The following is a 21,528-nucleotide window of genomic DNA, read 5'->3' on the forward strand; positions in this document are numbered from 1 at the left end:
GCACAGGTGCCCGGCGCCTGGGTGATCGGGCGTGGTCACGAGCAAGTAGTCGGGCGGACGGGCTTCCTTGGAGGGCTGGACCGGGGGCTGGCCAGCGGAACGTTCGAATGGGCTTCTGGGACAAGCTGAAGACGATGCTCGGCCTGGGCGGGGCCGAGCCGGGCGAGCGAGCGCCGGCCGGGCCCGCGGCCGAGCAGGCCGCCGTGCGGCCGGCCGCCCGCGCCGGGCAGCCCCGCGCCGCGGCGGCGGGCGCGACGCCGCGGCGCGCGGACCCGTACGACGCCCGCGGGATCCTCGGCCTCTCCGCAGGCGAGCTGCGCAGGCGCGCGCTCGAGATCAACCCGTACAGGACGGCCTGGATCGGCCGCGTGGACACGATCCCGCCGCAGAGCGACGAGCGCACCGCGCTCATCGATCGGGGCCTCATCCTGCGCGGCCTGCTCACCGAGGCGCAGATCGCCGAGATCCACCGCGTCGGCGATCTGTGGCTCACCCACCAGGACGCCGCGCGGCTCGCCGGCGCCGCCGCGGCGCGCTCGGCCGACGAGGCGATCGAGCAGCTCAAGCGCGAGAAGCTCGCCCGCAGGGAGGAGAAGCGGCGCCTGAGCGCCGAGCGCAAGCGGCAGCGCGCCGAGGCGGTGGCGCGCCGCCGGGCCGAGGACATCATTTACCTCGGCCCCGACGTCTCGGCGGGCCTCGCCGACCGGCGCTCGCTCGTCGAATCGCTCGTCGAGCGCGGTTTGCCCGTGCTGTCCACCCCGGCCGACCTCGCCCGCGCCCTCGGCGTCGCCGTCCCCCGCCTGCGCTGGCTCTCCTTTCATGGCGAGGCCGTCGAGCGCCCTCACTACGTGTACTTCGACGTCCCGAAGCGCTCGGGCGGGACGAGGCAGCTCGCGGCGCCCCACGCCTCTCTGGCGGCTGCGCAGGCGTGGGTCCTGCGCGAGATCCTGGAGAAGCTGCCCGTCGAGGAGCCCGCGCACGGCTTCGTGAAGGGGCGCTCCACGGTCACCAACGCGCGCCCGCACACGCGTCGTGACGTGGTCGTCAACCTCGACCTGTCCGAGTTCTTCCCGACCATCACGTTCCCGCGGGTGCGCGGCGTCTTCCATCGGCTCGGCTACTCCCCGGCGGTGGCCACGCTCCTCGCCCTGCTCTGCACCGAGCCGCCGCGGCGCCCGGTCGAGTACGACGGCCAGCGCTTCTGGGTCGCGGTCGGCGATCGCGCGCTGCCGCAGGGCGCCTGCACGAGCCCGGCCCTCTCGAACCAGATCGCGCGGAAGCTCGATCGGCGCCTCGCCGGCATGTGCGCCCGCGCGGGCTTCACCTACACGCGTTACGCGGACGACCTCACCTTCTCGGCGCCCCCGGGCAAGCGCGGCGACATCGCGATGCTGCTCGCCCGCGTCCGTCATATCGTCGAGGAGGAGGGCTTCGCCATCCACCCGGAGAAGGGCCGAATCCAGCGCGCGGGCGGGCGGCAGGTGGTGACGGGCGTCGTTGTCAACGACAAGCCCTCGGCGCCGCGCGAGGAGGTGCGCCGCCTGCGCGCGATCCTCCACGGGGCGAAGAAGACCGGCCTCGCCGCCCAGAACCGGCGCGGCGTGCCGGACTTCGAGGCGCACCTGCGGGGCAGGATCGCGTACGTGCAGATGATCGACCGCGAGAGGGCCGCGCCCCTGCTGTCGGCCCTCGACGCGCTCACGGGGTGAGGGGGTCGGACGCGGGGCTGCCGGTCACTCGAGCTACTCCCTCGACGTCGCGAAGAGCGGGAAGCAGCCAATGCTGAGCTTGCCGCAGGGCCCCTCGAGCAAATAGGCACCCCGGTCGGTCTGCTCGTAGAAGTCCATGGTGAGCGCGCTGCACTCGGGGAGCACGTTGTACGAGTACGCGCGAAATTCGACGGCGCACGCGTCGATCTCGGCGATCGTGGCCGTGCACTGCGTCGGCGTCCCGCAGGGCTCCGCCTCGACCGTCGCGATGGCCTGCTCGATCATCGATTCCACCTGATCCGTATCGGCCATGCACGCCTCGAAGCGCTCGGAACAGCGCGCCCGCAGCCCGGCGTCGTCCGTCCCGGGCTCGTCCCCGTACATCGCGCCGAGCACGCCCCTCATGCGACACAGGTGCTCCGGGGTCAGCCTCTCGGCGCTGCAGCGGCGATATCCCCTGCACGCCTGCTCGACCTCCGCCGGCGAGAGCTCGCTGACGAGGGCCGACGTGTAGAGTCCGGAGCAGGACGCCTCGCCATCTCCCCCGCCCTCCTCCGACCCCGCCGGGCCGCCCGGCGTCGCCCCGTCATCGTCGCCACCGCAGCCCAGCCCCGAGAGGCCGCACGAAAGGCACATCCCCACCACACAAGCCCAGAACGTCGATCGCATGGTTACGCGCTCCCCTCGAAGGAATAAGGATTGAGCTCCGCCCACCGGCAGAACCACCCTTCCCTACGCAGGGCCGCCGTCATTTCTGCCCTGGCGCGGCCGTCGCGATGCTGCTGTCTGCGCGCCGCGACGCCGGGACCTGCTGCGCTGCGCTGCCTGAGGGCGAGGCGCCGGCGTGTGCACGAGGCGAGGTGCACGTGCCTGGTCAGAACTCGGAGATCGTCAGGACCACGGGCTGGCTGACGTGCGCTCCGTTGGCCGCCGTCACCTGATACTCGCCGGGGTCATACCCGTATGCGAGCAAGAGGCTGCGCAGGGTGTAAGATTCGATAGGGACGCTCTCGTCGACGCCGTTTCCTGTGACGCGCACGGTCGTCACGCCTTCGACGAAGTTGTCCCCGATGACGTAGATGGGGAAGAAGACCGAGCTCTCCAGCCGGTCCGTCCTGAAATGCCGGATGGTCGGCGGGCGGTTCTCATCGGGCGTGGGCTCGGCTTCGCATTCGACCCACGTCGGGCAGTCGCCGAGGACCCGGTACGGATCACGTCCGAGGATCTCCTGAACTCCCCATTCGGCCGTCAGCCGCATGTGCAATCCGGCGTTGGACCCGATCTGGGGCGGCGACGGCTCCACGGGCGCGGCGTCGAAGCACCCGTCCCCGACGGCGTGGTCGCGGCACAACGCCACGTCGAACTCTCCGGCGACGCTGAACCGGGGGAGCCACTCGTCGATCGGGAGAGGCGCCTTCGGCTCGACGGCAGGGTCGAGGATCATGAGCCGTCCATCGACGCGGACCACGGGCGCGACGTGATGAACCCAGCGCACCTGTCCGCCCGGCTCGTTGTCCGTCCTGAGGATGAGCCGCTTGGGCAGCTTCACCAGGACCCTGGCATAGTAGGGCGTCGGGTAGTTCCAGCTCTTCAAGTAATAGCTCGCTGCCTCGGCCCGGTCCTCGCACCCGTTGTCGGCCGCGAGCCAGGGGATCCGCCGATCGAAATCGGGATCCTCTGGCAAGATGATCATCCGCCGGTCGCGGATCTCGGTGAACCCGTCGTTCAGCTGCTCCTGGGTCCACGTGGGGACGCAGCCGCCTTGCAGGCTCCCGGGCGGACCCTTCATCTGATGCACCGTGCGTGGACCGTCGGGCAGCTGGCAGCTCCCGCTCGCCTCGGCGTCCGCGTGTTGCAGCAGGACCCCGTTGTCGGAGCTGTCGATGTCGAGATCCGGATCGGGGTGGGCGCCGTCGCCGCTGCCGCAGGCCGCGGAGGCAAGCGCCACTGCCGCGACACAAGCAAACTTCGTCAAAGCAAGATACGACTGTCTCATGGATCGGCTCTCCCTGCGTGCGAGACACGAAGCGTCTCGAGGATGAACAGCCGCGCTCGGAGCCTATCGGGTCGCACGATGTATGGCCCAGCAGCCCCTGAAGGCCCCTGCAGACTGGAAAATGACGCTGCCCCGACGACTCCAGCCGTCTGGATCTCGGGGCCCGACGCGATCCTGCGCCACGGCTCGGCTGTTACCTGGTGAATGCCGGCGAGGTCGGTCGTCCTTCGCTCGAATCGCACCGGACCTCGAAAGATCCAGGACGTCGCCCGGTACCGCGAGCGCCGCGTACGGACCGTCACCCCCGTCGGAGCGGTGCGTCATGGCCCTCGGATCGGCCGTCGCGTGCGTCGGAACGAGCCGTCAGGTGTGGTGGACCCCCTGAGGCATCCCCTCTGTAGAGCGACAGGAAGGATGGCTCTCCCGCACTCTTGCTGAAGGAGAGGAACAGGCTCGTCCAGCGTCGTTGATCGCAGAGCGCGGGCAGGACGCGCGCGGTGCTCGACGCCGCCAGGGCCGCCAGCGTCGGACACCTCGTCTACTCCTCCGTCGCGAGCGCCGATCGTGGCACCGGCGTGCCGCTCTTCGACAGCAAGTTCCAGGTGGAGGGGCACCTGCGCTCGCTGGATGTCCCCTTCACCATCCTCGGCCCGGCGTTCTTCATGGAGAACTTCCGGCGCGTCTTTCTCCTGCCCGGCCTCCGCGAGGGCAGGCTCCTCATCGCCATGTCAGGGACGCGGACGCTCCAGCAGATCGCGGTCGCCGACGTCGCCCGGTTCACCGCCCTGGTCCTCGAGCAGCGCGAGCCGTTCCTCGGCGCGCGAATCGACATCGCCTCGGACGAGGTCTGCGCGCTCGACGCAGCGGAGGCGATCACCCGCGCGTCCGGCAAGAAGATCCAGTACGTCGAGCTCCCGCTCGCTGCCGTGCGCGCCGGCAGCGAGGCCATGGCCACGATGTTCGCATGGTACGAGCGCGCCGGCTTCACGGCCGACATCGTCCGGCTCCGGCGCGATTACCCCGAGGTCGGGTGGCATTCGTTCTCGGCGTGGGCGGCGGAGCAGGACTGGACCTTGCTCGACACCTGAGGCACGGGGGCGACGGCGCCGGGTGAGGCACCAGCAAATCAGCGGGTGAAGCGGTGGATGGCGTGCCGGATCTGCCCGGCCGTCATCGGATCCGTGGACAGCGCGCTGTGCAGCACGAGGCCCTCGATCAGCGCGTCGAGCTCCCGCGCCGTCACCGGGTCGAAGTGGAGCTCCAGCGCGCGTCGGCTCCGCAGCATCCAGGCCTGGGTGACGGCGCGCAGCGCGGGCCTCCGGGCGGCAGCGACGTAGAGCTCGACGCTGAGCACGAGGTCGCGCGGCGAGCCGAGCAGGTCCGCGGTGAGGTGCTCGACCAGGAGCTCGACCGCGGCCGCGCGGTCGCAGGCGGCGCGCATCCGCTCCTCGAAACAGGACGCCACGGTCTCCGCATGACGGCTGAACGCCGCGGCGAGGAGCTCGTCGATCGAGGCGAAATGATACGTCGTCGAGCCGAGCGGCACGTCGGCGGCCCGGGCAATGGAACGGTGCGAGGCGCCGGCGACCCCCTGCTCGGCGATCACGTCGAGCGCCGTCGCCACAAGCCGGTCCCTGCGCCCCGGGTCGTGGCGCCGAGCCCGGCGCGCCGGCGCGGCGGTCCCCGCCCTCGTCGCGCTCATCGCGCCTCCGTCGTCACCCGCCGGTCTCGCCCTGCGCCGGCGCGGACGCGGCCACGGCGCCGTCGAGCGTGCGGATCACGCGAGCGGGGTTGCCCACGGCGACAACATTGGCCGGCAGATCGCGCGTCACGACGGAGCCGGCGCCCACCACGGTGTTGTCCCCGATCGTCACCCCGGGCAGCACGATCGCACCGCCGCCGAGCCACACGTTGTTCCCGATCGTGATCGGCTTCGCAGCCTCCCACTTCTTCCGCCGCGGCTCGGGCTCCACCGGATGGGTCGGCGTGAGCAGCTGCACGTTCGGCCCGAACTGGACGTCGTCGCCGATGAGGATCGGCGCGACGTCGAGCGCCACAAGCCCGAAATTCGCGAAGCAGCGCGCCCCGATGGTGATGTGCGCGCCGTAATCCACGTAGAACGGCGGGCGGATCTCGGTGCCCTCGCCGATCGATCCGAGCAGCTGCTCCAGCAGGCGACGGCGCAACGGGCGCTGGCGCACCGAGGTCGCGTTGTAGGCCGCCATCAGGTCCAGCGCAGCGGCGCTCTGCTCGGCGATCTCGGGATCGTCGGCGATGTAGAGGTCGCCGGTGAGCATGCGCTCGCGCATGGACCGCGTGTCGGCAGGGTTCGTCATATGTACCATTGTACACATCATAAGAACGACTGTCCACATCGCCAACGAGAAGAGATCGCCGCGGCCCCGCCAGGGCCCGCCTCGCCGCGCCCCGCTCACCCCTCGCGCAGGATCCGGCGGTACGTCTCCAGATAAGCCGCCGCCGTCCTCGCCGCCGAGAAGCGCTCCTCGGCCGCGCGGCGGCACGCCGCCGGGTCGAGCCGGTCCACCGTCGCCATGGCCTCGGCCATCTCCCCGGCGCCGTCCACGAGGTACCCCGTCCGGCCGTGCTCCACGATCTCCGGCAGCGCGCCGGCGCCGCGGAGCGCGATCACCGGCGTGCCCGAGGCGAGCGCCTCCATGGCGACGAGGGAGCTGGTCTCCTGGACCCGGCTCGCGACCAGCAGACACCGGGCCGCCCCGAGCAGACGGCGCTTCCGGACGAGGCCGACCGGGCCCAGGAAGCGCCGCACCGGCCCGGCGCCGCCCAGCATCGGCAGGAGGACCTCCCGGAGATACCGCGTGTGCTCCTCGTAGCCGAACGCCTGCCCGGCGATGAGCAGCGGCGACCCGGCGCGGACCGCGGCCTCGACCGCCACATGAACCCCCTTCTCCGGGCAGAGCCGGCCGAGCGCGAGCGCGAAGCCGCGCCGGTACCGCCTCGGCCGGTAATGCTCCAGCCGGACGCCGTTCGGGATCTCGGGCAGGAGCCGCGCGCCCGGCGGACAGGCGCGTCGCTGCGTCGCCGAGACGCAATGGAGGAACGTCCTCGGGCGCTCGATCCGGAACACCGCCGGCGAATAGAAGCTCGGCGGGAGATGCAGCGTCGCGAGCACGGGCACGCCGGGCTCGGGCAGGTAGCGATCGAAATCGACACCGTGCAGGTGGACGAGGTCGATCGAATACCGATCCAGCGCCCGGACAATGGCGCTCCGGTGGTGGCGCCAGGCGTGCTCCCTGGCCGCCTCGTCGAGGACCGCGCCCGGCGGAGGCGCGGGCGTGGCGACCAGCGTCCCCGCGCACGACGAGCCCGCCGGGGCGACCACGATCGACCGGTGGCCGCCGCGCGAGAGCGCCTCGTCGAGCATCGAGAGCACCTGCTCGGCGCCGCCGACGGCGTCCGGTCCCACGGGCGCGAGCGGATAGCCGACGTGCAGGACCGTCAGAGGCACGGCTCACGCTCGAGGCCGAGCAGCGTGAGCGTCTTCACGGCGAGCTTCCGCCAGCGCGCGCCGTCGATCGGAAAGCCGAGGCGCTCGTAATGGAGCGCCCCGTCGTGCGGAGGCCTCCGGAAATCGTACGCGGGCGCGGGCCGGAAACGCTCGACCTCGGCGGCGAACGGGGCGAGCGTCTCGCGCTGGCTGGTGAAGCAGGCCAGCATGGCGCGCTTGCGCGACGCCTCCTCGTCCGAGAGCCGGAGGGCGATCTCGGGGACGCCGAGGTGCGCAATGAACTCGCCGGCGACGAGATGACCCCGCGCGGCGTGGTACGAGGCCGCCTCGAAGATCAGCGGCGAGGTGACGCCGTTCCAGAGGGCGAGCACCGCGGCCGAATGCACGGCGAGCGCCGCCGCGTCGTGATCGGGATGGCCGCCTTCGTACGGGTGGGTGAACACCACCTCGGGCCGCGTCCGGGCGAACAGCTCGAGGAGCTTCCGGGCGAGGCTCGGGGCCTCCTCGATGGCCTCCTGATCGACCGCGCCGAGGCACCTGAGCCTCGACGCCGGCACGTTGCCCAGGGCGAGCGCGCGAATCACCTCGTCGCGCCGGAGGGCGGTGTAGCGCTCGCGCCCGATCTCGACGAGCTCCGCCGGCATGAAGCGGCTGTCGCGGGGCGCCCCGTCGGTCACATGGACGACCTCGATCGGGTGGAGCCGGCCGATCCGCGCGCCGAGCCCGAGGGTCTCGTCGTCCGGATGGGCGACCACGACGAGGCAGCGCGGCGCCCGTCCCGACGAGAGCCACGAGAACGGCGGCCACGCGAGCTCCGGCGGCGTGCGGCCCTGGCGGCGGAGCGCGGCGAGGTTCACGACAGCGCCTCCCTCGCCACAAAGAGCCTGCCGTAGGGCCCGGCGCGCCTGTCGGATCCCCCCGAAAAGCCGCCGTGCTCCTCGGGCCTCTCTCGCTTCGGGCTGCTCGCGACGTGGGACATGAGCCACCTGGAGTGCGTAACGTCAGGTCATCCGGGCGCCGAACTCGTCGACCTCCACCCTACCAAACGGCTACGCGGTGCGCCAGATGGGCGCGTCAACCGCGGACAGACGAGCAGGCGAGCCCGGACGAAACAGGAAGGACAGCCCGCAGGCGGCGCAGAGATGTGATTTCCGCCAGCACAGCTGCTGGCGCCTACCCCGTATAGCGTCGCGTCATCCGGGCGCAGAACTCCGCGAATTCCTCTATCCGCTGCGGGGGGCTCGTGTGGTGCGGCCGGACGCCGGCGTGCTCCGGGGTGAAACAGTAGGTCAGGGTCACGTCGAACGGCTCGAGCGCCTTCATCTGCCGGTCGAACCAGGCCTCCGCGCCGGGGCGGAAGCTGTCTGCCCAGCTCAGGCCGGTGCGGAGATGGCGCACCCCGAGCTTCTTCAGCCACTCCACCGCGTCGTCCAGCCGGTGATCCTCGAAGTGGAACCACTGGCACAGACCGAAATCGGGGGTGCACTCCGGGAAGAGCCGGAGCGCGCGCTTGGGCGTCCCGTCCTCGCGAAGCAGGCCCATGTAGAAATGCCGGTAGTACGACGAGCCCTCGGCCTCGCGATGCCGGGTCGTCGCCGGCCACGCGCGCGGCAGATCGTAGAGGCTGTACCAGTGGACCCGATCCACCTTGCCGCGGAGCAGCTCGGCGCTCCGCCTGAGGCCGAACTCCTGCACCTCCTCGGCGCCGAACGTGGAGACGCCGATCTCGGTGATCCAGAGCGGCTTGTCGGTCACCGCCCGGATCTCCTCGAGCTTGCTCGGCCACTCGTGGAGCTGCCAGTGGTTCCAGTCGAGCGGGAAGCCGTGCACCGCGACCACGTCGACGTGATCGAGCACGCCCTGACGGCCCATGTTGGCGATGAACCCAGGATCGATCGGCGAGACGCCGCCCAGCACGCGGGGCAGATGAGGGCGCTCGCTCCGGATCGCCTCCGCGGCGAGCTTCACCATCGACCCGTACGTCGTCCACGCGGGATCGATCTCGAAATCCCAGTGCGACTTGTTGTTGGGCTCGTTCCAGAGCATCACCGCCTCGATCATGCCTGCTCTCCCTTCATGCCGGCTCGCCTGCCCGGGTAGACCGCGCCCGGCGCGCCGTCCGCCTTCTCGCGGCGGCGGCAGATGTACACCTCGGGCTCGGGGTGGTTCACGATCTCGAAGCCGGCGCTCCGCAGCATCGCCTCCGCGCAAGCGCCGTTGGGCACCCACCAGTTTGTCGGGTCGTGCGAGTAGCTGCGCTCCACGAAGTGGAGCCGGGGATAGCCCGCCTCGTCGAAGATCCGCCTCTCGGAGAAGGGATAGTCCTCCTGGAGCGGCGTCACCTCGGCGCTGCCGCGCTGCATGCTCTGGAAGACAAGCGTCTGCCCGACCACGTGCTCGTGCAGCAGATCGAGCGCGAGCAGCGGGTGGCGGAGGTGGTACAGGACGCCCATGAAGAGCACGAGATCGAAGCGCTCTCCGAGGCTCCCGACGTCGTACACGGAGAGGTTCCGGAACTCGATGTCCGCTCCGGAGACCTCCGCGGCGAAGCGCGCCTGCGCCAGGTAGTCGTCGTCGCTGTCGATCCCGAGGACCCGGGCCGCCCCGCGCCGCTTCATCTCGAGCGAGTAGAAGCCCGCGTTGCAGCCGATGTCGAGGACCGTCTTGCCCGTGAGATCCGCCGGGATCGCGTGGGCGAAGCTCTTCCACTTGAACGCTGGATAGTCGCCCAGGAAATGGTCCGGCGCCGTCTTCACCCCGCCGAGATCGATGTTGTGGAACCACTGCCCGAGCCCGCGCACGCGCTCCTGGATCTGCTCCCGGGTCCACTTCACCGCTCTGTCAACGCTCCGCACGTTCCGCCCGCTCCGCACGCTCCTCTCCATGGCTCCTCCGATCACTCCACCACGCCGCTGAGGAGCTGGATGGCCTCGCGGTAGCCATGCAGCGTCCCCACGTCGACATACGCCTCGCCGGCCCGCGCCGCCCGCGCGCTGCCGCCGCGGGCGAGGTACTCGTTCACCAGCGTCCCGATGTACAGATCCGTCCGCCCGCGCTCGCACCAGAGGTCGTGGAGCTCCAGCATCACCGCCCCCGTGAGCTTGAAGGCGCCCCAGACCCACCGCGAGCGCGCGTCCCGCTGCTTGACCTGGATCTCGAGCACCCAGCCCTGCTCGTCGGTGACCACCGCGTCGAAGAGCTCCGGGTGCTCGACCGGAAAGAGCAGGAACGAGAGGCCCCCGCCGTCGAGCGAGCGGAGCCCGTGCTCCGGGAACCAGACCGTATCGGGGAGCCCCACGAGGACCTCCTCCTCCGGCTGGAGCCAGGGGAGCGCACGGAAGATGGCGTCACAGAGCCCGGCGGCGACCGGCTGCACAACATAACAGATGTGCGCCGGGCCGACGCTCGCGCCGTAATACTCGACGATATCCGACTTGCCCGGCGAGATCACCATGCAGATCCGGGTCGCGCCGGCGAGGATCATCCGATCGATGAGGTACTCGCTGACCGCGCGCGGCCGCTCCACGTCGCCGTCCCTGCGCGTCCCCACCGGGAGCAGCTCCTTCGAGAACGCGAGCGGCTGGATCCTGCTCCCCAGGCCCGCCGCCGGAATCACTCCCCACATCGTCCTCTCCTTTCGTTCCATTCCTTCATCGAGCCGTGACCGACTCGAGGATCGCCACGAGCTCCGCCGCGCGCCTCGCCGCGGTGTGCTCCGCGAGCACCCGCTCGCGCGCCGCGCGGGCAATGGCCGCGACCTCGGCCGCCGGCCGCGAGAGCGCCGCGACGGCCTCGTCCGTGGTCGTCGCCACGAGGATCTCCTCCCCCGGCGTGAAGAACCGGTCGAGCCCCTCCCAGCTGTCGCTCAGGATCGGCGTCCCGCACGCGGCCGCCTCGAAGAGCCGCCCGGAAGGACAGTACCCCATCGCCGCCATCGCGCCCCGGGTGACATTGAGCGTCAGCGGCGAGGAGCAATAGAACGCCGGGTGATCCGGCGGCGCCACGTGGCGCATGTAATAGATGTTCTCCGCCCACGGGAAATTCTCGGGGTAGAGCGAGCCGCCGATGACGAACCGCTTCTGCGGCAGCCGCCTCGCCACCTCGAGAAAGAGGGCAGAGAGCGCCTCCTGCCGGTCGGCGGCGTACGTCCCGAGATACGAGAGGTCCCCGCAGAGCTCCTCCCGCGGCGCGACCTGACGGTGCACCGCGGGGTCGGCGCTGCCGTAGAGCGGGAACACCCGCCGGGCGCCGAGCTTCGTCTGGAGCTGATCGAGCGCGGCGCCGCCCGTGTAGCTGAGCACGCAGTCGAAATCGACGAGGCCCCGCGGGCCGATGTACCCGACCGACTGGCCCGCATCGAGCCGATCCAGGGTCACCGGCGTGTCGAGATCATAGAAGACCTTGAGACCGCGCGACTCGAGGACCACCTCCGTCGCCGCGCCGCCGTCGGGACAGTACGAGGTCACCATCGCCGCGTCCGCCTCCCGGACGGCGCGCCGGGCCTCGGCGAGGATGTCGTCGAACGAGGTGTAGAGCCGGAGCTCGTTGCCGTGCGAGAGCGAGCATAGATCCCGGTGCGCGGCGTAATACGGGGCGTCGCGCTCGAAGAAGGTGACGCGGTGCCCGGCCCGCCCGAGGGCGTCGAGCACGCCGCGCCACAGCGTCGCGTGGCCGTTGCCCCAGGACGAGCTGATCGTCAGACCGAAGATGACGAGCCTCATGGCGAACCAGCCCTCCTCTAGGCCTGCGTCTCCGCCGGGGCAGGCGCCGATGTCCGCCTCGGCTCGCCGAGGATCATCGCCTCCACCTCGGGGCGGCAGCGGATACGCGGCAAGAGCGCCCTCGCCTCCGGGCGGAGGCGGCGGAGCGTGTACACCACCTTGGCGCGGGTGTGCTCGGGACCGTAGTAATCGAGGAACCCGGCGCTGTTCAGCGAGAAGAACGAGAGCGCGTCGGCGTCGTTGAGCAGGGCGAGCTCGGCGTCGTCCCCCGGCCGCTCGTGCGACCCCACCAGGGCGCCGATCCGGTCGAGGACCTCGGGCGGGAGCCCGACCCCGGCGAGCGCGGCGCACGCGAGGGCCGCCCCGCGCCGCGCGTGCTCGTCCTTGAAGGCCTGGTAGTCCGCGGCGCGGTGCTCGATCCGGACGTTCGCCTCGGAGACGAGCCGCTCCACGTCATGGAAGAGCGCCGCCGCCTGCGCGGCCACGCCGGCGCGCGGATCGAGGCGGAGCATCCATTGCCAGACGTCGATCGCATGATCGTGGTCGGCCCGGACAAGCGGCCTGTCGAGATCATAAAGCTCCCGGTGCCGCCCGAGGACCCGGGCGAAGACCGCGGTCGCGGAGGCGAGGTTCCTCCTGCGGAGGAAGCGCTGACAGCGGGTGAGGACCTCGTAGGCCGCGCGCGCGGCGGCCTCGCGGTCGAGCCCGCCGAGCCGGATATCGAAGGGGCCGCGGGCGTCGAGCGCGTGCAGGTGGGTGTCGAGCGCCCACAGATCGAGCGCCGAGGCGCGCCACGCGCGGGCGTCGACGGCGGCGTGGGGCGCGTCCCCGGGCGGACAGGGGGCGTCGATCTCCACGCCGGGGAACTCCCGGGAGAGCGCCGCCTTGTCCGAGGGGGAGAGCAGCGGTGTCCCACGGGCCCAGGGTTCATCGCTGCTCGAAGAAGAGCTGGCAATGAGGATCAGGCGCTTGAGCATGGGGTTGCGTTCTTCGGTCAACCACGGGCGCTTCGCCCGGAGCAGCTTCCGGAGACGGCTGCCGCAGACGAACAAGGGGTGAGTCGTCGAGAACCTATCTCCGCAACGCCCGCCGCACCATCGCGGAAATTCCGTACAGCAGCGTCGGGAAAGAAATGAGCACGAGACGTGAGCGCCGTAGCCGAGCCAGCGGCGCTACCCGAGAGCGCCCGAGAAGGCCGAGGGGGCGAGCCCCTCGATCAGGGCCGCGCGATAGCGATGCCGCGCCGCCATGAAGCGCCGCGCCTCGCCCTCGTCCGGGAGCGATGCCGCGGCCATCGCGGCGTAGCCGAGGCGCAGCAGCGAGTAGGCCAGCAGATACGCGGGCAGACGCCGCTCGGGGTCGTCGCCGGAGCGGCGCCGGTAGCGCTCGAGGAAGGCGCGCCGGGCGTCGGGCGCCATCCGCCACTCGATGATGGCCCCGGCGAGATCCCAGGCGATGTCCGCCGGGCCAGGAAGGAAGTGATCGTCGCCGTGGCCCGATGCGTCCACCTTGAAGAGCTCGCCCGAGGAGGACCCGAGCCACTCGTGAGGATCCATCTTGCCATCGACGAGCGCGGGACGCGCGATCTCCAGGTGGAGCTCGTCCGGGAGGTCATCCCCCATTTCTGTTGATAAATTGGTGCGTGCCATCGCAATGAGCTCGTCGACCGCGGGGCTCGGGACAGGGAAGGCCGTGGCGCGGTAGGCGCAGTAATCGGCGAGGCGCTCGAGCACGGCGGCGGACAGGTCGCCGGCCTGGAGCGGCCGGCCCGGGAGCCACGGATACGAGAGGAAGCCCTGACCCTCGTCACGCGGCTCCGGACCGAAGCCGGCCTGAGCGACGCTGCGAGCCCGCTCCAGGCACTCGGCCCCATAGCGGCCCATCCCTTCGAACTTGAGAATCCGGCTGCCGTCACGGGAAAGACACTTGAGGCGCTCCATGGACGTCCAGGACGGCGGCCAGCGCAATTCGTCATCATAGCAGCGGCGGCGCCACGCCCCGGCGCCGATGAACTCACCTGCATCGCCCGGGAGCTGCGTCCCGCACTCGACGCGCTCCGCGCGGAAGGACCGCCAGCGGCGGGCGCCGTCGGGCGCGATGAGCGCGTCGGGATCCATCGCGCGGGAGCCGAGGAAGACGACGTTCCCGCGCGGGACGCCGGCGCTGACGAGGGCATCGCCGGTGGAGAGGAACGAGGAGCCGCTGAAGCCCGGCCCCTCGTCGGCGACCCAGAACTGCGCTCCCTCGGCGATGCCGTCCTGGACCCACCGGAGCTCCCGGGCGCCGAGCTCGACCCGGCGATCGTAGGGGTGTCCGGACGGGCGCACGGTGATGCGCCCCGCCCGGATCCCCTGCCGACGGAGCGCCGCGGCCGTCACCGCGCTCAGGGTCGTGCCGATGCTGCGGATCCCGACGACCCGGACCGGCGCCGCGGGGGACGCGAGCCGCTCGGCGAGCCGGGCGAAATCGAGCGGGTGGAGCGCATAGAAGGAGAACCCTTCGGGCGGCGAGATCCGGACCGTCGCCGGGACATCGATCACCGCGAGCGCGGCGAGGGCCTCGGGCGTGGTCGGACGTCGGGCCGTCCGTGGCCAGACGTCGGCCCCTCCGTGGTCGGACGTCGGGCCGTCCGAGATCGCGAGCGCGCCCGCGTCGTCACCGCCGACAAGCATGGCGGCGAGGTCGTCGGTGAGCCCCGCCAGCAGGGAGGCGCTGCCCGCGCCGGCGTCAGCGAGGATGGATTCGAGCTCGCCGGCGCGGATCAAGGCGCGGAGCACGACCCCGGGGCGGCGATCGGCGCCGGCGGGCGCGGCGAGCGCCCGGAGGTCGTCCGCGAGCTCGGCGACGAGCCGCTGCCCTGGGACGTCGCGGCGGCCGCTGCGGAACACGTACATGCTGTATCCGGAGCTGTCTGTCATGGAGGGCGTCCGCGGGGATCGGCTCGCAGGGGCCGGGCTGGCTCTCATGAGCTCGCCCGGCCGCAAGGAGCGGTGTGCGCAGTCCGGCCCGCGCACCGGCGTGGTGCTCGGTCTCCCGGGCTGCTCCCGCTGCGTGGGGCGGGCGGGAGGCGATGCCAAGCGGGGCGCGCCGTAGCGCAGGGAAGCCCGGACGGCGGCGCCGGCGCGCACGTGGTCGGCGGCGCCGGCGCGCACGTGGTCCTCACGTGTCGTGTCCTGCCCGGAGGCTCCGCTCAACGAGGGGCGCCGAGCGCGAAGTCGATGTGCGCGTGCTCGTCGTGGCGCCACCAGACCTGGCGCCGGAGGATCGACCCGGCGAGCGGGCCCAGCTTGCGGCCCGCGGGGCTCGCGAGGAGCAGCGGCACGTACTCGGGGGCGAGGATGATCCGCTGGATCCGGAGCCCCCTTGGCCTGGCCTTCTCGTCGAGCTCGGAGAGGAGCCGCGCGAGGTCGTCGAAATCGATCGTCAGGTCGCCGCGGCGGCCCTGCGCGTCGAACTCGAGCCCATAACCGAGCTTGTTCCAGGGGTAAGTCGCGACGTCCGCGGGCTGACCCTCGCTGTCGCGCAGCGGAACGAAGACGTCCACGCTCAGCCCGTTCTGGTGCGTGCGATGCGGCCAGAGCGGGCCGCCGCGGCGGTTGCCCGTCTCGCCCACGACGAAGCGCCGCCCGGGCCTCGCGGCCGAGACCGCGGCGAACGCCTCGCGCAGCGCGTCGCGCACCGCGCCGTGCACGTACTGGCGCCCGAGGCTCGCCCCCAGGTAGGAATAGGTCACGTAGCCCGGACCCGACGGAGGGATCGCGTGTCCATGCAGCAGGCGGCCCTGCGCCGGGGTGCCGGCGCTCTCCGAGGGCGCCCCGTCGTCGAGCCAGACGCGGCCGTGCGCCACGACGAAGGGCGCGAGGAGGAGGAGCCCGGCGGCGAACGCGAGGCGCTTTGCGAGCCGGTGGTGGCCCCTGGGCATCTGCCGGTGTCGTATCAAGCTCCTTGCCGCCGGTCGAGGCGCTGCGCGGGCGCGCGAGGGAGCGCGGAGCACCGGTGTTCGGGAACCCGGCAGTCTCGTGTTCCTCATGGCCGACGACACCCCGCGCCGCGTGTGCAAGACTGCGCGCCGATGCCCTACGACGATCTCCTCGGCCGCGTCGTGACCCTGCCGATACGGCGGTTCGGCCCGCCGGGCGCGTTCCTCTCGCCCGATCCGGGCGACCTCCGCCCGAACGCGCCGGTGCTCCTCCTGCCGGGCGGCGAGGTGCCCGAGGGGGCGAAGGAGGGAGACGAGCTCGAGGTCTTCGTGCACCTCGACTCCGAAGATCGCCCGATCGCGACCGCGCGCCGGCCGAAGGTCGCGCTCGGCGAGGTCGCCTTCCTCGCGGTGACCGACGTGGCACCCTTCGGCGCGTTCGTCGACTGGGGCCTGCCGAAGGAGCTGCTCGTGCCGCACGCGGAGCAGACGCGCGATCTGCGGGTCGGACAGCGGCACCCCGTGGGGCTCGTCGTGGACAGGACCGGGCGCCTCGCGGGGACGATGCGCGTGAGCGAGATGCTGCGCGACAAGGGCGAGTTCGATCTGGACGAGTGGGTCGAGGGCGAGGCGTGGCGCAACGAGCCGGAGCTCGGGCTCTTCGTCATCATCGAGCGCCAGTTCGTCGGCCTGGTCCCCGCGGACGAGCCGCACGCGCTCGCCCGCGGCGAGGCGGCGCGGTTCCGCGTGACGAGCGTGCTGCCCGACGGGAACGTCGAGCTGTCGCTGCGCGGCCACGCGCACGAGGAGCTCGAGAACGACGCGCAGAAGATCCTCGCGGGGCTCTCTCGCCCGGGCGCCCCGCGGATCGGCGACCGCTCCAGCCCGGACGAGATCCGGGCGATCTTCGGCCTGAGCAAGAAGGCGTTCAAGCGCGCCGTGGGCCGCCTCCTGAAGCAGCGCGCGGTGGCGGTCGACCCCGAGGGGTTCCTCGTCCCGCACCGGCGCTGATCCGGGTACCCATGGCCCGGCTCGCCCGGGCCATGGGTACCTGGCCAGCCCTGCCGCCGCCCGAGCTCGGTCGGCCGGCGAGGCGGGGGGGCTACTCGAGCAGGCTGCGCAGCATCCACGCGGTCTTCTCGTGGAGCTGCAGGCGCTGGGTGAGCAGGTCGCAGGTGGGCTGATCGTTCGCCTTCTCGGCGACCGGGAAGATCTCGCGCGCGGTGCGCGCGACTGTCTCGTGGCCCTCGACGAGGCGCTTGATCATGTCGGTGGCCTTGGGGATGCCGTCGTCCTCCTTGATGGAGGCGAGCGCCGCGAACTGCTTGTAGGTCCCCGGCGCGGGGAGGCCGAGGGCGCGGATGCGCTCGGCGACCAGGTCCACGGCGAGCGCCAGCTCGTTGTACTGCGTCTCGAACATGAGGTGCAGCGTCTGGAACATGGGCCCTGTGACGTTCCAGTGAAAGTTGTGTGTCTTCAGATAGAGCGTGTACGTGTCGGCGAGGACACGGCCCAGCCCCGCGCCGATCTGCTCGCGGTTCTTGGCGTCGATTCCGATATTGATCTCCATCATGGCTCCTCTCGCGTGTCGTATGCTCTCGGCTCGGTGGCCCGTCAACAGCGCCGGGAGAGCCCTCCCTGCGGCGTCCTCCCCGCGCGCGCTCCTGGCGACCCGCCAACCTTCGTCCCACCGACCGCCGCGTCAATCAGGCCGCCCCGCTCTCTCCTCTCCCGGAGGCCGAGGAGGCCGTCAGCGGGCGTGCCCCTCAGGCCTCGCCGATGCTGCGCATTGACAGCATTTCAATCGGGCGCAGCCCGAGCAGCCCATATGACTTCTCCCAGCGCTGCTCCGCCGCCACGTCGAACAGGATCCGCTCGTCGAGGGGCACCGGCAGCCACGCGCCCGAGGCGATCTCGCGCTCGAGCTGCCCTGGCCCCCACCCGCTGTAGCCGAGGAGCACCGTCCTCCGCCGCGAGTCCGTCGCGGCCGCGCCGCGCACGGCGTCGGCCGCGAGCGTGTCGAACGCGCTCCGGGACGACGTGACCCGCACCCGCGAGCCCACCGGGATCACGCCCGTCTCCTCGGCCCCGAGCGACGGATCGAGGCACAGGATCCACCCCGAGCTCGGCTGGACCGGCCCGCCGAGGTAAACAGGCGCCGGGTCCTTCAGGTCGTTGCCGTAGCCGGCGAACGACAGGAGCTCCCCGAGCGACATCGGCGCCGGCCGGTTCACCACGAACCCCAGCGCCCCGCCCTCGCTGTGGACCGCCAGGAGCACGACCGTCTTGTCGAAGTTCGGATCGCCCAGGGGCGGCGACGCGATGAGGAACCCAGGGGCCAGCACGCTCGCTTCGCGGTTCATCGGTGATCCTCCCTCGCAACGGCCAACCGGCCACTTCGTCCCGCACGAACCTGCCTGCCCATGTAGCGGGGCCGGACGGGGAGCCGTCCGCACCTTACCCCCGCGCGCCGCGGCAGGCGATTGCGATCTCCCTCCAGGGCCGGGAAGGCGGGTATAGTGTGGCCATGTACACGGTCGGCGTCCGCGATCACATCATGGTGGCCCACAGCCTCAAGGGCGAGCAGTTCGGCCCTGCACAGCGCCTGCACGGCGCGACCTACACCGTCAGCGTGGAGGTGGACCGGGAGGAGCTCTCTCCGCTCGGACAGGTGGTCGAGACGAGCGTGCTGCGGGACAACCTGCGCGGCGTGCTCGCCGAGATCGACTACCGCAACCTCGACGATCACCCTGCCTTCGAGGGCAAGCGCTCGACGCCGGAGCTCATCGCGCGCTACATCCACCGCGAGCTCGGCCGCAGGCTCCCGCTCAGCGCCGGCACCGCCCTGACGATCACGCTGCATGAGTCTCCCCTCGTGTGGGTACGCTACCGCGCGCCGATCCGCGGCGCATCGATGATGCCGACCGAGCTGGCCTGATCGCCGCTCTCCGACGCTCTCCGGGCTTGGCACGGGGCCCTGGCCGCGGCAAAAGAGCCCGCCGATGACCGAGCCGGTCCGCACAGCGCCGATCGTCCTGAGCTTCCAGGGCGGCACCCTCCGCATCGAGGGCGTCGCGCCGCGCCCCGCGCTGGCGCCGGCCGGCGAGCTCGACAGCAGCGCGCTCCCCGCGGAGGCGCCCGACGGCGGCGGACCGCCGGGCTCGTCCGCGGAGGGCGCGCCGCTCGACCCCGCGTGCCTCCCCGCGTCCTGCCGCTGGGACGCGCGCGAGCGCGTCTACCGGGTGCCGGCCATCGACTACGCCGAGCTCGTCCTCAGGCTCCGCGCCCGCGGCGTCCCCTTCACCGACGCCGCCCGCCGGTACGAGGCGCTCCCGCTGGCGCCGCTCGCCAAGCACGACCCCTTCCCGTACCAGCGCGAGGCGCTCGACGCGTGGGCCGGGCGGCGCAGCCGGGGTGTCGTCGTGCTCCCGACGGGCGCGGGCAAGACGTTCGTCGCGACGCTGGCGATCGCCGCGCGGCAGCGCAGCGCGCTCGTGGTCGTCCCGACGCTCGACCTCCTGAACCAGTGGTACGACGGGCTCTCCGCCGCGTTCGGCGTCCCGATCGGCCTGCTCGGCGGCGGTTACCACGACGTCCTCGACCTGACGGTGACCACCTACGACTCCGCGCACGCGCACATGGACCGGCTCGGCGCCCGCTTCGGCCTCGTGATCTTCGACGAGTGCCACCACCTGCCGAGCCCTTCGTATGCGCTCGCCGCGAAGATGTGCCTCGCGCCCTTCCGCCTCGGTCTCACCGCGACCCCCGAGCGCGCCGACGGCCGGGGCTACGACGATCTCATCGGCCCGATCGTCTTTCGCCGCGAGATCACCGAGCTCTCCGGGCAGTACCTCGCGGCCTACGATGTCGTCCGGCTCGACGTCCCGCTCTCGGAGGACGAGCGCGCCGCGTACGAGGCGGCGCGCGCCGTGTACATCGGCTTCCTGCGCGCGAACGGCATCCGCATGCCCGAGGGGTGGGGGCAGTTCATCATGCTGAGCTCGCAGTCCGACGCCGGCCGCCGCGCCTTCGAGGCGTACCGCCGCCAGCGGAGCCTCGCCCTCTGCGCGCCCGGCAAGATCGACGTCCTCGCGCGGCTGCTCCACGCCCACCGCGCGGATCGCACCCTGGTCTTCACCGAGGACAACGCCACGGTCTACCAGATCTCGCGGCAGTTCCTGCTGCCGGCGATCACCCACCAGACCAAGGTGAAGGAGCGCAGCGCCATCCTCGAGGCGTTCAACCGCGGCACGCTGTCGGCGGTGGTCACGTCGAAGGTGCTGAACGAGGGGGTCAACGTGCCCGAGGCGAACGTCGCGATCGTCCTGTCGGGCAGCGGCTCGGTGCGGGAGCACGTCCAGCGGCTCGGCCGCATCCTGCGGCGGAGCGAGAACAAGACGGCGATCCTCTACGAGCTCGTGGCCCTCGGCACGAGCGAGCAGCGGGTGAGCGACAAGCGCCGGGAGCACGTTGCTTACCAGTGACCTCGTCCGCGTCCGCCGGCGGGGCGGGCTGGTGATGCCGCAGTACCTGCGCGGCGCGGCCGCCGAGCGCCTGCTCCCTGTCGCGCGCGCGTACATCGACATCCTGTCCCAGCGCGTCGGCGAGAGCCGCGACGAGATCGAGGCCGCGCTCGACGCCATCGAGGTGCCCGCGCGGGATCGCGTCGCCGCGCTCGGCCTGAGGAAGGTGCTCGAGGACGGCTGCGAGTACGAGGTGCAGGAGGGCGTCGATCCCGAGGCGCTCCGGCGCGAGCTGTTCCTGGCCGCGGCGGCGGCGCACCGCGCCCTCGACGTCCGCGCCCGCTTCGACCGCGCCGCGGTGCTCGACGAGGTGGCCGCCCGGCTCGGCACGACGCCGGCGGCGATCGAGGCGGGGCTCTACGCCGACCTGCGCGGGGCCGAGATCCTCCGGCGCGCGGCGACGGATGCGCCCGAGATCCTGCTGGATCGGTACAACCTCTCGCTGGCGCAGTCGATCCTCCTGCGGGCGACGCAGGTGACGATCCGCGTCGAGGGGGAGAGCGCCCCGCGGTACCGGCGGCTCTTCCGCGCGGCCCGGTTTCACGGGCTGATCCATGTGGTCCAGGGCGATCCGGCCACCGGCTACACGATCGTGCTCGACGGCCCGTTCAGCCTGTTCGACGCCGTGCAGCGCTACGGCTTGCGGCTCGCGATGTTCCTGCCGGCGGTGCTCGCGTGCGCCTCGTTCCGGCTGCGCGCCGAGCTGCGCTGGGGGCGCGACAAGGAGCCGCTCGCGGTGGAGATCGGCCCCGCGGACGGGCTCCTGTTCCACGGGCGCGAGCTCGCGGAGACGACGCCCGAGCTGGAGGCGTTCTGCGAGGGGTTCAGGAAGCTCGGGTCGCCCTGGACCGTGGCGCCGAACGAGCGGCTGTTCGCGCTGCCCGGAGAGGTGGTGTGCGCCCCGGACCTCGTGTTTCAGAACGCGGAGACCGGGGAGGAGGTGTACCTGGAGGCGTTCGGGTTCTGGAGCCGAGACGCTGTGTGGCGGCGCGTCGAGCTGATCCGGAAGGGGTTTCCGGCCAGGATCCTGCTCGCGGTCGGCAAGCAGCTCCGCGTGAGCGAGGAGGTGCTGGGGGAGGAAGAGGCGGGGGAGATCTATGTGTACCGGGCGACGATGTCGCCGCGGGCGGTGCTGGGGCGGCTCGACGGCAAGCGCGGGGGGGCGTGAGGAGC

Annotated in this window: 21 protein-coding genes; 6 read left to right on the top strand and 15 right to left on the bottom strand. The window is 71.8% G+C overall.

Annotated elements, in window-relative coordinates:
- Positions 1-107: 107 nt before the first annotated feature.
- Positions 108-1,709, top strand: a complete 1,602-nt coding sequence (locus WMF17_RS35080; RefSeq protein ID WP_437645363.1) for a reverse transcriptase family protein — start codon at positions 108-110, stop codon at positions 1,707-1,709.
- Between the two features lie 33 nt (positions 1,710-1,742).
- Here the strand turns inward: WMF17_RS35080 and WMF17_RS35085 are convergent, their stop codons facing one another.
- Both WMF17_RS35085 and WMF17_RS35090 read right to left on the bottom strand, forming a co-directional pair.
- Positions 1,743-2,378, bottom strand: a complete 636-nt coding sequence (locus WMF17_RS35085; protein WP_437645365.1) for a hypothetical protein — start codon at positions 2,376-2,378, stop codon at positions 1,743-1,745.
- Between the two features lie 205 nt (positions 2,379-2,583).
- Positions 2,584-3,657, bottom strand: a complete 1,074-nt coding sequence (locus tag WMF17_RS35090; RefSeq protein ID WP_437597696.1) for a protein-glutamine glutaminase family protein — start codon at positions 3,655-3,657, stop codon at positions 2,584-2,586.
- 545 nt (positions 3,658-4,202) lie between these two features.
- On the opposite strand from WMF17_RS35090, the gene WMF17_RS35095 reads away from it, so the two are divergent.
- A complete protein-coding gene (locus WMF17_RS35095; protein ID WP_437597698.1) occupies positions 4,203-4,793 on the top strand; it encodes an NmrA family NAD(P)-binding protein in 591 nt (196 codons plus the stop codon).
- Positions 4,794-4,831: 38 nt separating this feature from the next.
- Here WMF17_RS35095 and WMF17_RS35100 read toward each other — a convergent pair whose 3' ends face one another.
- The 11 genes from WMF17_RS35100 to WMF17_RS35150 all read right to left on the bottom strand — a co-directional run bounded on the left by WMF17_RS35100 (position 4,832) and on the right by WMF17_RS35150 (position 15,835).
- Positions 4,832-5,407 carry a TetR/AcrR family transcriptional regulator gene (locus tag WMF17_RS35100; RefSeq protein WP_437597699.1) on the bottom strand — a complete coding sequence of 192 codons (576 nt, stop codon included), beginning with the start codon at positions 5,405-5,407 and terminating at the stop codon, positions 4,832-4,834.
- A 13-nt stretch (positions 5,408-5,420) separates the two neighbouring features.
- On the bottom strand, positions 5,421-6,041 hold the full coding sequence (locus tag WMF17_RS35105; RefSeq protein WP_437645367.1) for a sugar O-acetyltransferase: 621 nt from the start codon (positions 6,039-6,041) through the stop codon (positions 5,421-5,423).
- Positions 6,042-6,136: 95 nt separating this feature from the next.
- Entirely contained in the window at positions 6,137-7,192 is a 1,056-nt protein-coding gene (locus WMF17_RS35110) for a glycosyltransferase family 4 protein (protein WP_437645369.1), read from the bottom strand.
- Entirely contained in the window at positions 7,183-8,049 is an 867-nt protein-coding gene (locus tag WMF17_RS35115) for a PIG-L deacetylase family protein (protein WP_437645371.1), read from the bottom strand. Before WMF17_RS35115 ends, WMF17_RS35110 begins: the two co-directional genes overlap by 10 nt.
- Positions 8,050-8,365: 316 nt before the next feature.
- Positions 8,366-9,253, bottom strand: coding sequence for a glycosyl hydrolase (locus WMF17_RS35120; protein WP_437597704.1), 888 nt, complete (start codon positions 9,251-9,253; stop codon positions 8,366-8,368).
- A complete protein-coding gene (locus WMF17_RS35125; RefSeq protein ID WP_437597705.1) occupies positions 9,250-10,077 on the bottom strand; it encodes a TIGR04290 family methyltransferase in 828 nt (275 codons plus the stop codon). The genes WMF17_RS35120 and WMF17_RS35125 overlap by 4 nt, the downstream gene beginning before the upstream one ends.
- Before the next feature lie 11 nt (positions 10,078-10,088).
- A complete protein-coding gene (locus WMF17_RS35130; protein WP_437645372.1) occupies positions 10,089-10,817 on the bottom strand; it encodes a sugar phosphate nucleotidyltransferase in 729 nt (242 codons plus the stop codon).
- A 25-nt stretch (positions 10,818-10,842) separates the two neighbouring features.
- Positions 10,843-11,913 (bottom strand): CgeB family protein, encoded by a 1,071-nt coding sequence (locus tag WMF17_RS35135; protein WP_437645374.1) that lies wholly within the window; start codon positions 11,911-11,913, stop codon positions 10,843-10,845.
- Positions 11,914-11,930: 17 nt separating this feature from the next.
- Positions 11,931-12,890 carry a DUF4202 family protein gene (locus tag WMF17_RS35140; RefSeq protein WP_437597708.1) on the bottom strand — a complete coding sequence of 320 codons (960 nt, stop codon included), beginning with the start codon at positions 12,888-12,890 and terminating at the stop codon, positions 11,931-11,933.
- A 195-nt stretch (positions 12,891-13,085) separates the two neighbouring features.
- Positions 13,086-14,831 (bottom strand): hypothetical protein, encoded by a 1,746-nt coding sequence (locus WMF17_RS35145; protein ID WP_437597709.1) that lies wholly within the window; start codon positions 14,829-14,831, stop codon positions 13,086-13,088.
- Between the two features lie 272 nt (positions 14,832-15,103).
- Entirely contained in the window at positions 15,104-15,835 is a 732-nt protein-coding gene (locus tag WMF17_RS35150; RefSeq protein ID WP_437597711.1) for a penicillin-insensitive murein endopeptidase, read from the bottom strand.
- Positions 15,836-15,985: 150 nt separating this feature from the next.
- Between WMF17_RS35150 and WMF17_RS35155 the strand changes: the two genes are divergently transcribed.
- Positions 15,986-16,843: a CvfB family protein gene (locus tag WMF17_RS35155; RefSeq protein WP_437597712.1), complete on the top strand. Its 858-nt coding sequence runs from the start codon at positions 15,986-15,988 to the stop codon at positions 16,841-16,843.
- A gap of 91 nt (positions 16,844-16,934) precedes the next feature.
- Here the strand turns inward: WMF17_RS35155 and WMF17_RS35160 are convergent, their stop codons facing one another.
- Together WMF17_RS35160 and WMF17_RS35165 are read right to left on the bottom strand one after the other, a co-directional pair.
- Entirely contained in the window at positions 16,935-17,405 is a 471-nt protein-coding gene (locus tag WMF17_RS35160; RefSeq protein ID WP_437645375.1) for a Dps family protein, read from the bottom strand.
- A 193-nt stretch (positions 17,406-17,598) separates the two neighbouring features.
- Positions 17,599-18,195, bottom strand: coding sequence for a YqgE/AlgH family protein (locus tag WMF17_RS35165; RefSeq protein WP_437597715.1), 597 nt, complete (start codon positions 18,193-18,195; stop codon positions 17,599-17,601).
- 164 nt (positions 18,196-18,359) lie between these two features.
- Here WMF17_RS35165 and WMF17_RS35170 point away from each other — a divergent pair, with 164 nt between their 5' ends.
- From WMF17_RS35170 to WMF17_RS35180, 3 genes are all read left to right on the top strand, one after another.
- Positions 18,360-18,770 carry a 6-pyruvoyl trahydropterin synthase family protein gene (locus tag WMF17_RS35170; RefSeq protein WP_437575348.1) on the top strand — a complete coding sequence of 137 codons (411 nt, stop codon included), beginning with the start codon at positions 18,360-18,362 and terminating at the stop codon, positions 18,768-18,770.
- Between the two features lie 64 nt (positions 18,771-18,834).
- Positions 18,835-20,316 carry a DEAD/DEAH box helicase gene (locus WMF17_RS35175; RefSeq protein ID WP_437597717.1) on the top strand — a complete coding sequence of 494 codons (1,482 nt, stop codon included), beginning with the start codon at positions 18,835-18,837 and terminating at the stop codon, positions 20,314-20,316.
- Positions 20,303-21,523: a DUF790 family protein gene (locus tag WMF17_RS35180; protein ID WP_437597718.1), complete on the top strand. Its 1,221-nt coding sequence runs from the start codon at positions 20,303-20,305 to the stop codon at positions 21,521-21,523. The genes WMF17_RS35175 and WMF17_RS35180 overlap by 14 nt, the downstream gene beginning before the upstream one ends.
- Positions 21,524-21,528 lie beyond the last annotated feature (5 nt).

Source organism: Sorangium sp. So ce362, from assembly GCF_051519845.1.
Lineage (GTDB): Bacteria > Myxococcota_A > Polyangia > Polyangiales > Polyangiaceae > Sorangium.

Bases quoted from the DNA above. Each gene is read 5' to 3' on its own strand.
- WMF17_RS35155 (WP_437597712.1), top strand. From the start codon at position 15,986: ATGCCCTACGACGATCTCCTCGGCCGCGTCGTGACCCTGCCGATACGG.
- WMF17_RS35080 (WP_437645363.1), top strand. From the start codon at position 108: ATGGGCTTCTGGGACAAGCTGAAGACGATGCTCGGCCTGGGCGGGGCC.
- WMF17_RS35175 (WP_437597717.1), top strand. From the start codon at position 18,835: ATGACCGAGCCGGTCCGCACAGCGCCGATCGTCCTGAGCTTCCAGGGC.
- WMF17_RS35105 (WP_437645367.1), bottom strand. From the start codon at position 6,041: ATGACGAACCCTGCCGACACGCGGTCCATGCGCGAGCGCATGCTCACC.
- WMF17_RS35125 (WP_437597705.1), bottom strand. From the start codon at position 10,077: ATGGAGAGGAGCGTGCGGAGCGGGCGGAACGTGCGGAGCGTTGACAGA.
- WMF17_RS35135 (WP_437645374.1), bottom strand. From the start codon at position 11,913: ATGAGGCTCGTCATCTTCGGTCTGACGATCAGCTCGTCCTGGGGCAAC.
- WMF17_RS35160 (WP_437645375.1), bottom strand. From the start codon at position 17,405: ATGATGGAGATCAATATCGGAATCGACGCCAAGAACCGCGAGCAGATC.
- WMF17_RS35140 (WP_437597708.1), bottom strand. From the start codon at position 12,890: ATGCTCAAGCGCCTGATCCTCATTGCCAGCTCTTCTTCGAGCAGCGAT.
- WMF17_RS35120 (WP_437597704.1), bottom strand. From the start codon at position 9,253: ATGATCGAGGCGGTGATGCTCTGGAACGAGCCCAACAACAAGTCGCAC.
- WMF17_RS35145 (WP_437597709.1), bottom strand. From the start codon at position 14,831: ATGACAGACAGCTCCGGATACAGCATGTACGTGTTCCGCAGCGGCCGC.
- WMF17_RS35100 (WP_437597699.1), bottom strand. From the start codon at position 5,407: ATGAGCGCGACGAGGGCGGGGACCGCCGCGCCGGCGCGCCGGGCTCGG.
- WMF17_RS35170 (WP_437575348.1), top strand. From the start codon at position 18,360: ATGTACACGGTCGGCGTCCGCGATCACATCATGGTGGCCCACAGCCTC.
- WMF17_RS35150 (WP_437597711.1), bottom strand. From the start codon at position 15,835: ATGCCCAGGGGCCACCACCGGCTCGCAAAGCGCCTCGCGTTCGCCGCC.
- WMF17_RS35130 (WP_437645372.1), bottom strand. From the start codon at position 10,817: ATGTGGGGAGTGATTCCGGCGGCGGGCCTGGGGAGCAGGATCCAGCCG.
- WMF17_RS35165 (WP_437597715.1), bottom strand. From the start codon at position 18,195: ATGAACCGCGAAGCGAGCGTGCTGGCCCCTGGGTTCCTCATCGCGTCG.
- WMF17_RS35085 (WP_437645365.1), bottom strand. From the start codon at position 2,378: ATGCGATCGACGTTCTGGGCTTGTGTGGTGGGGATGTGCCTTTCGTGC.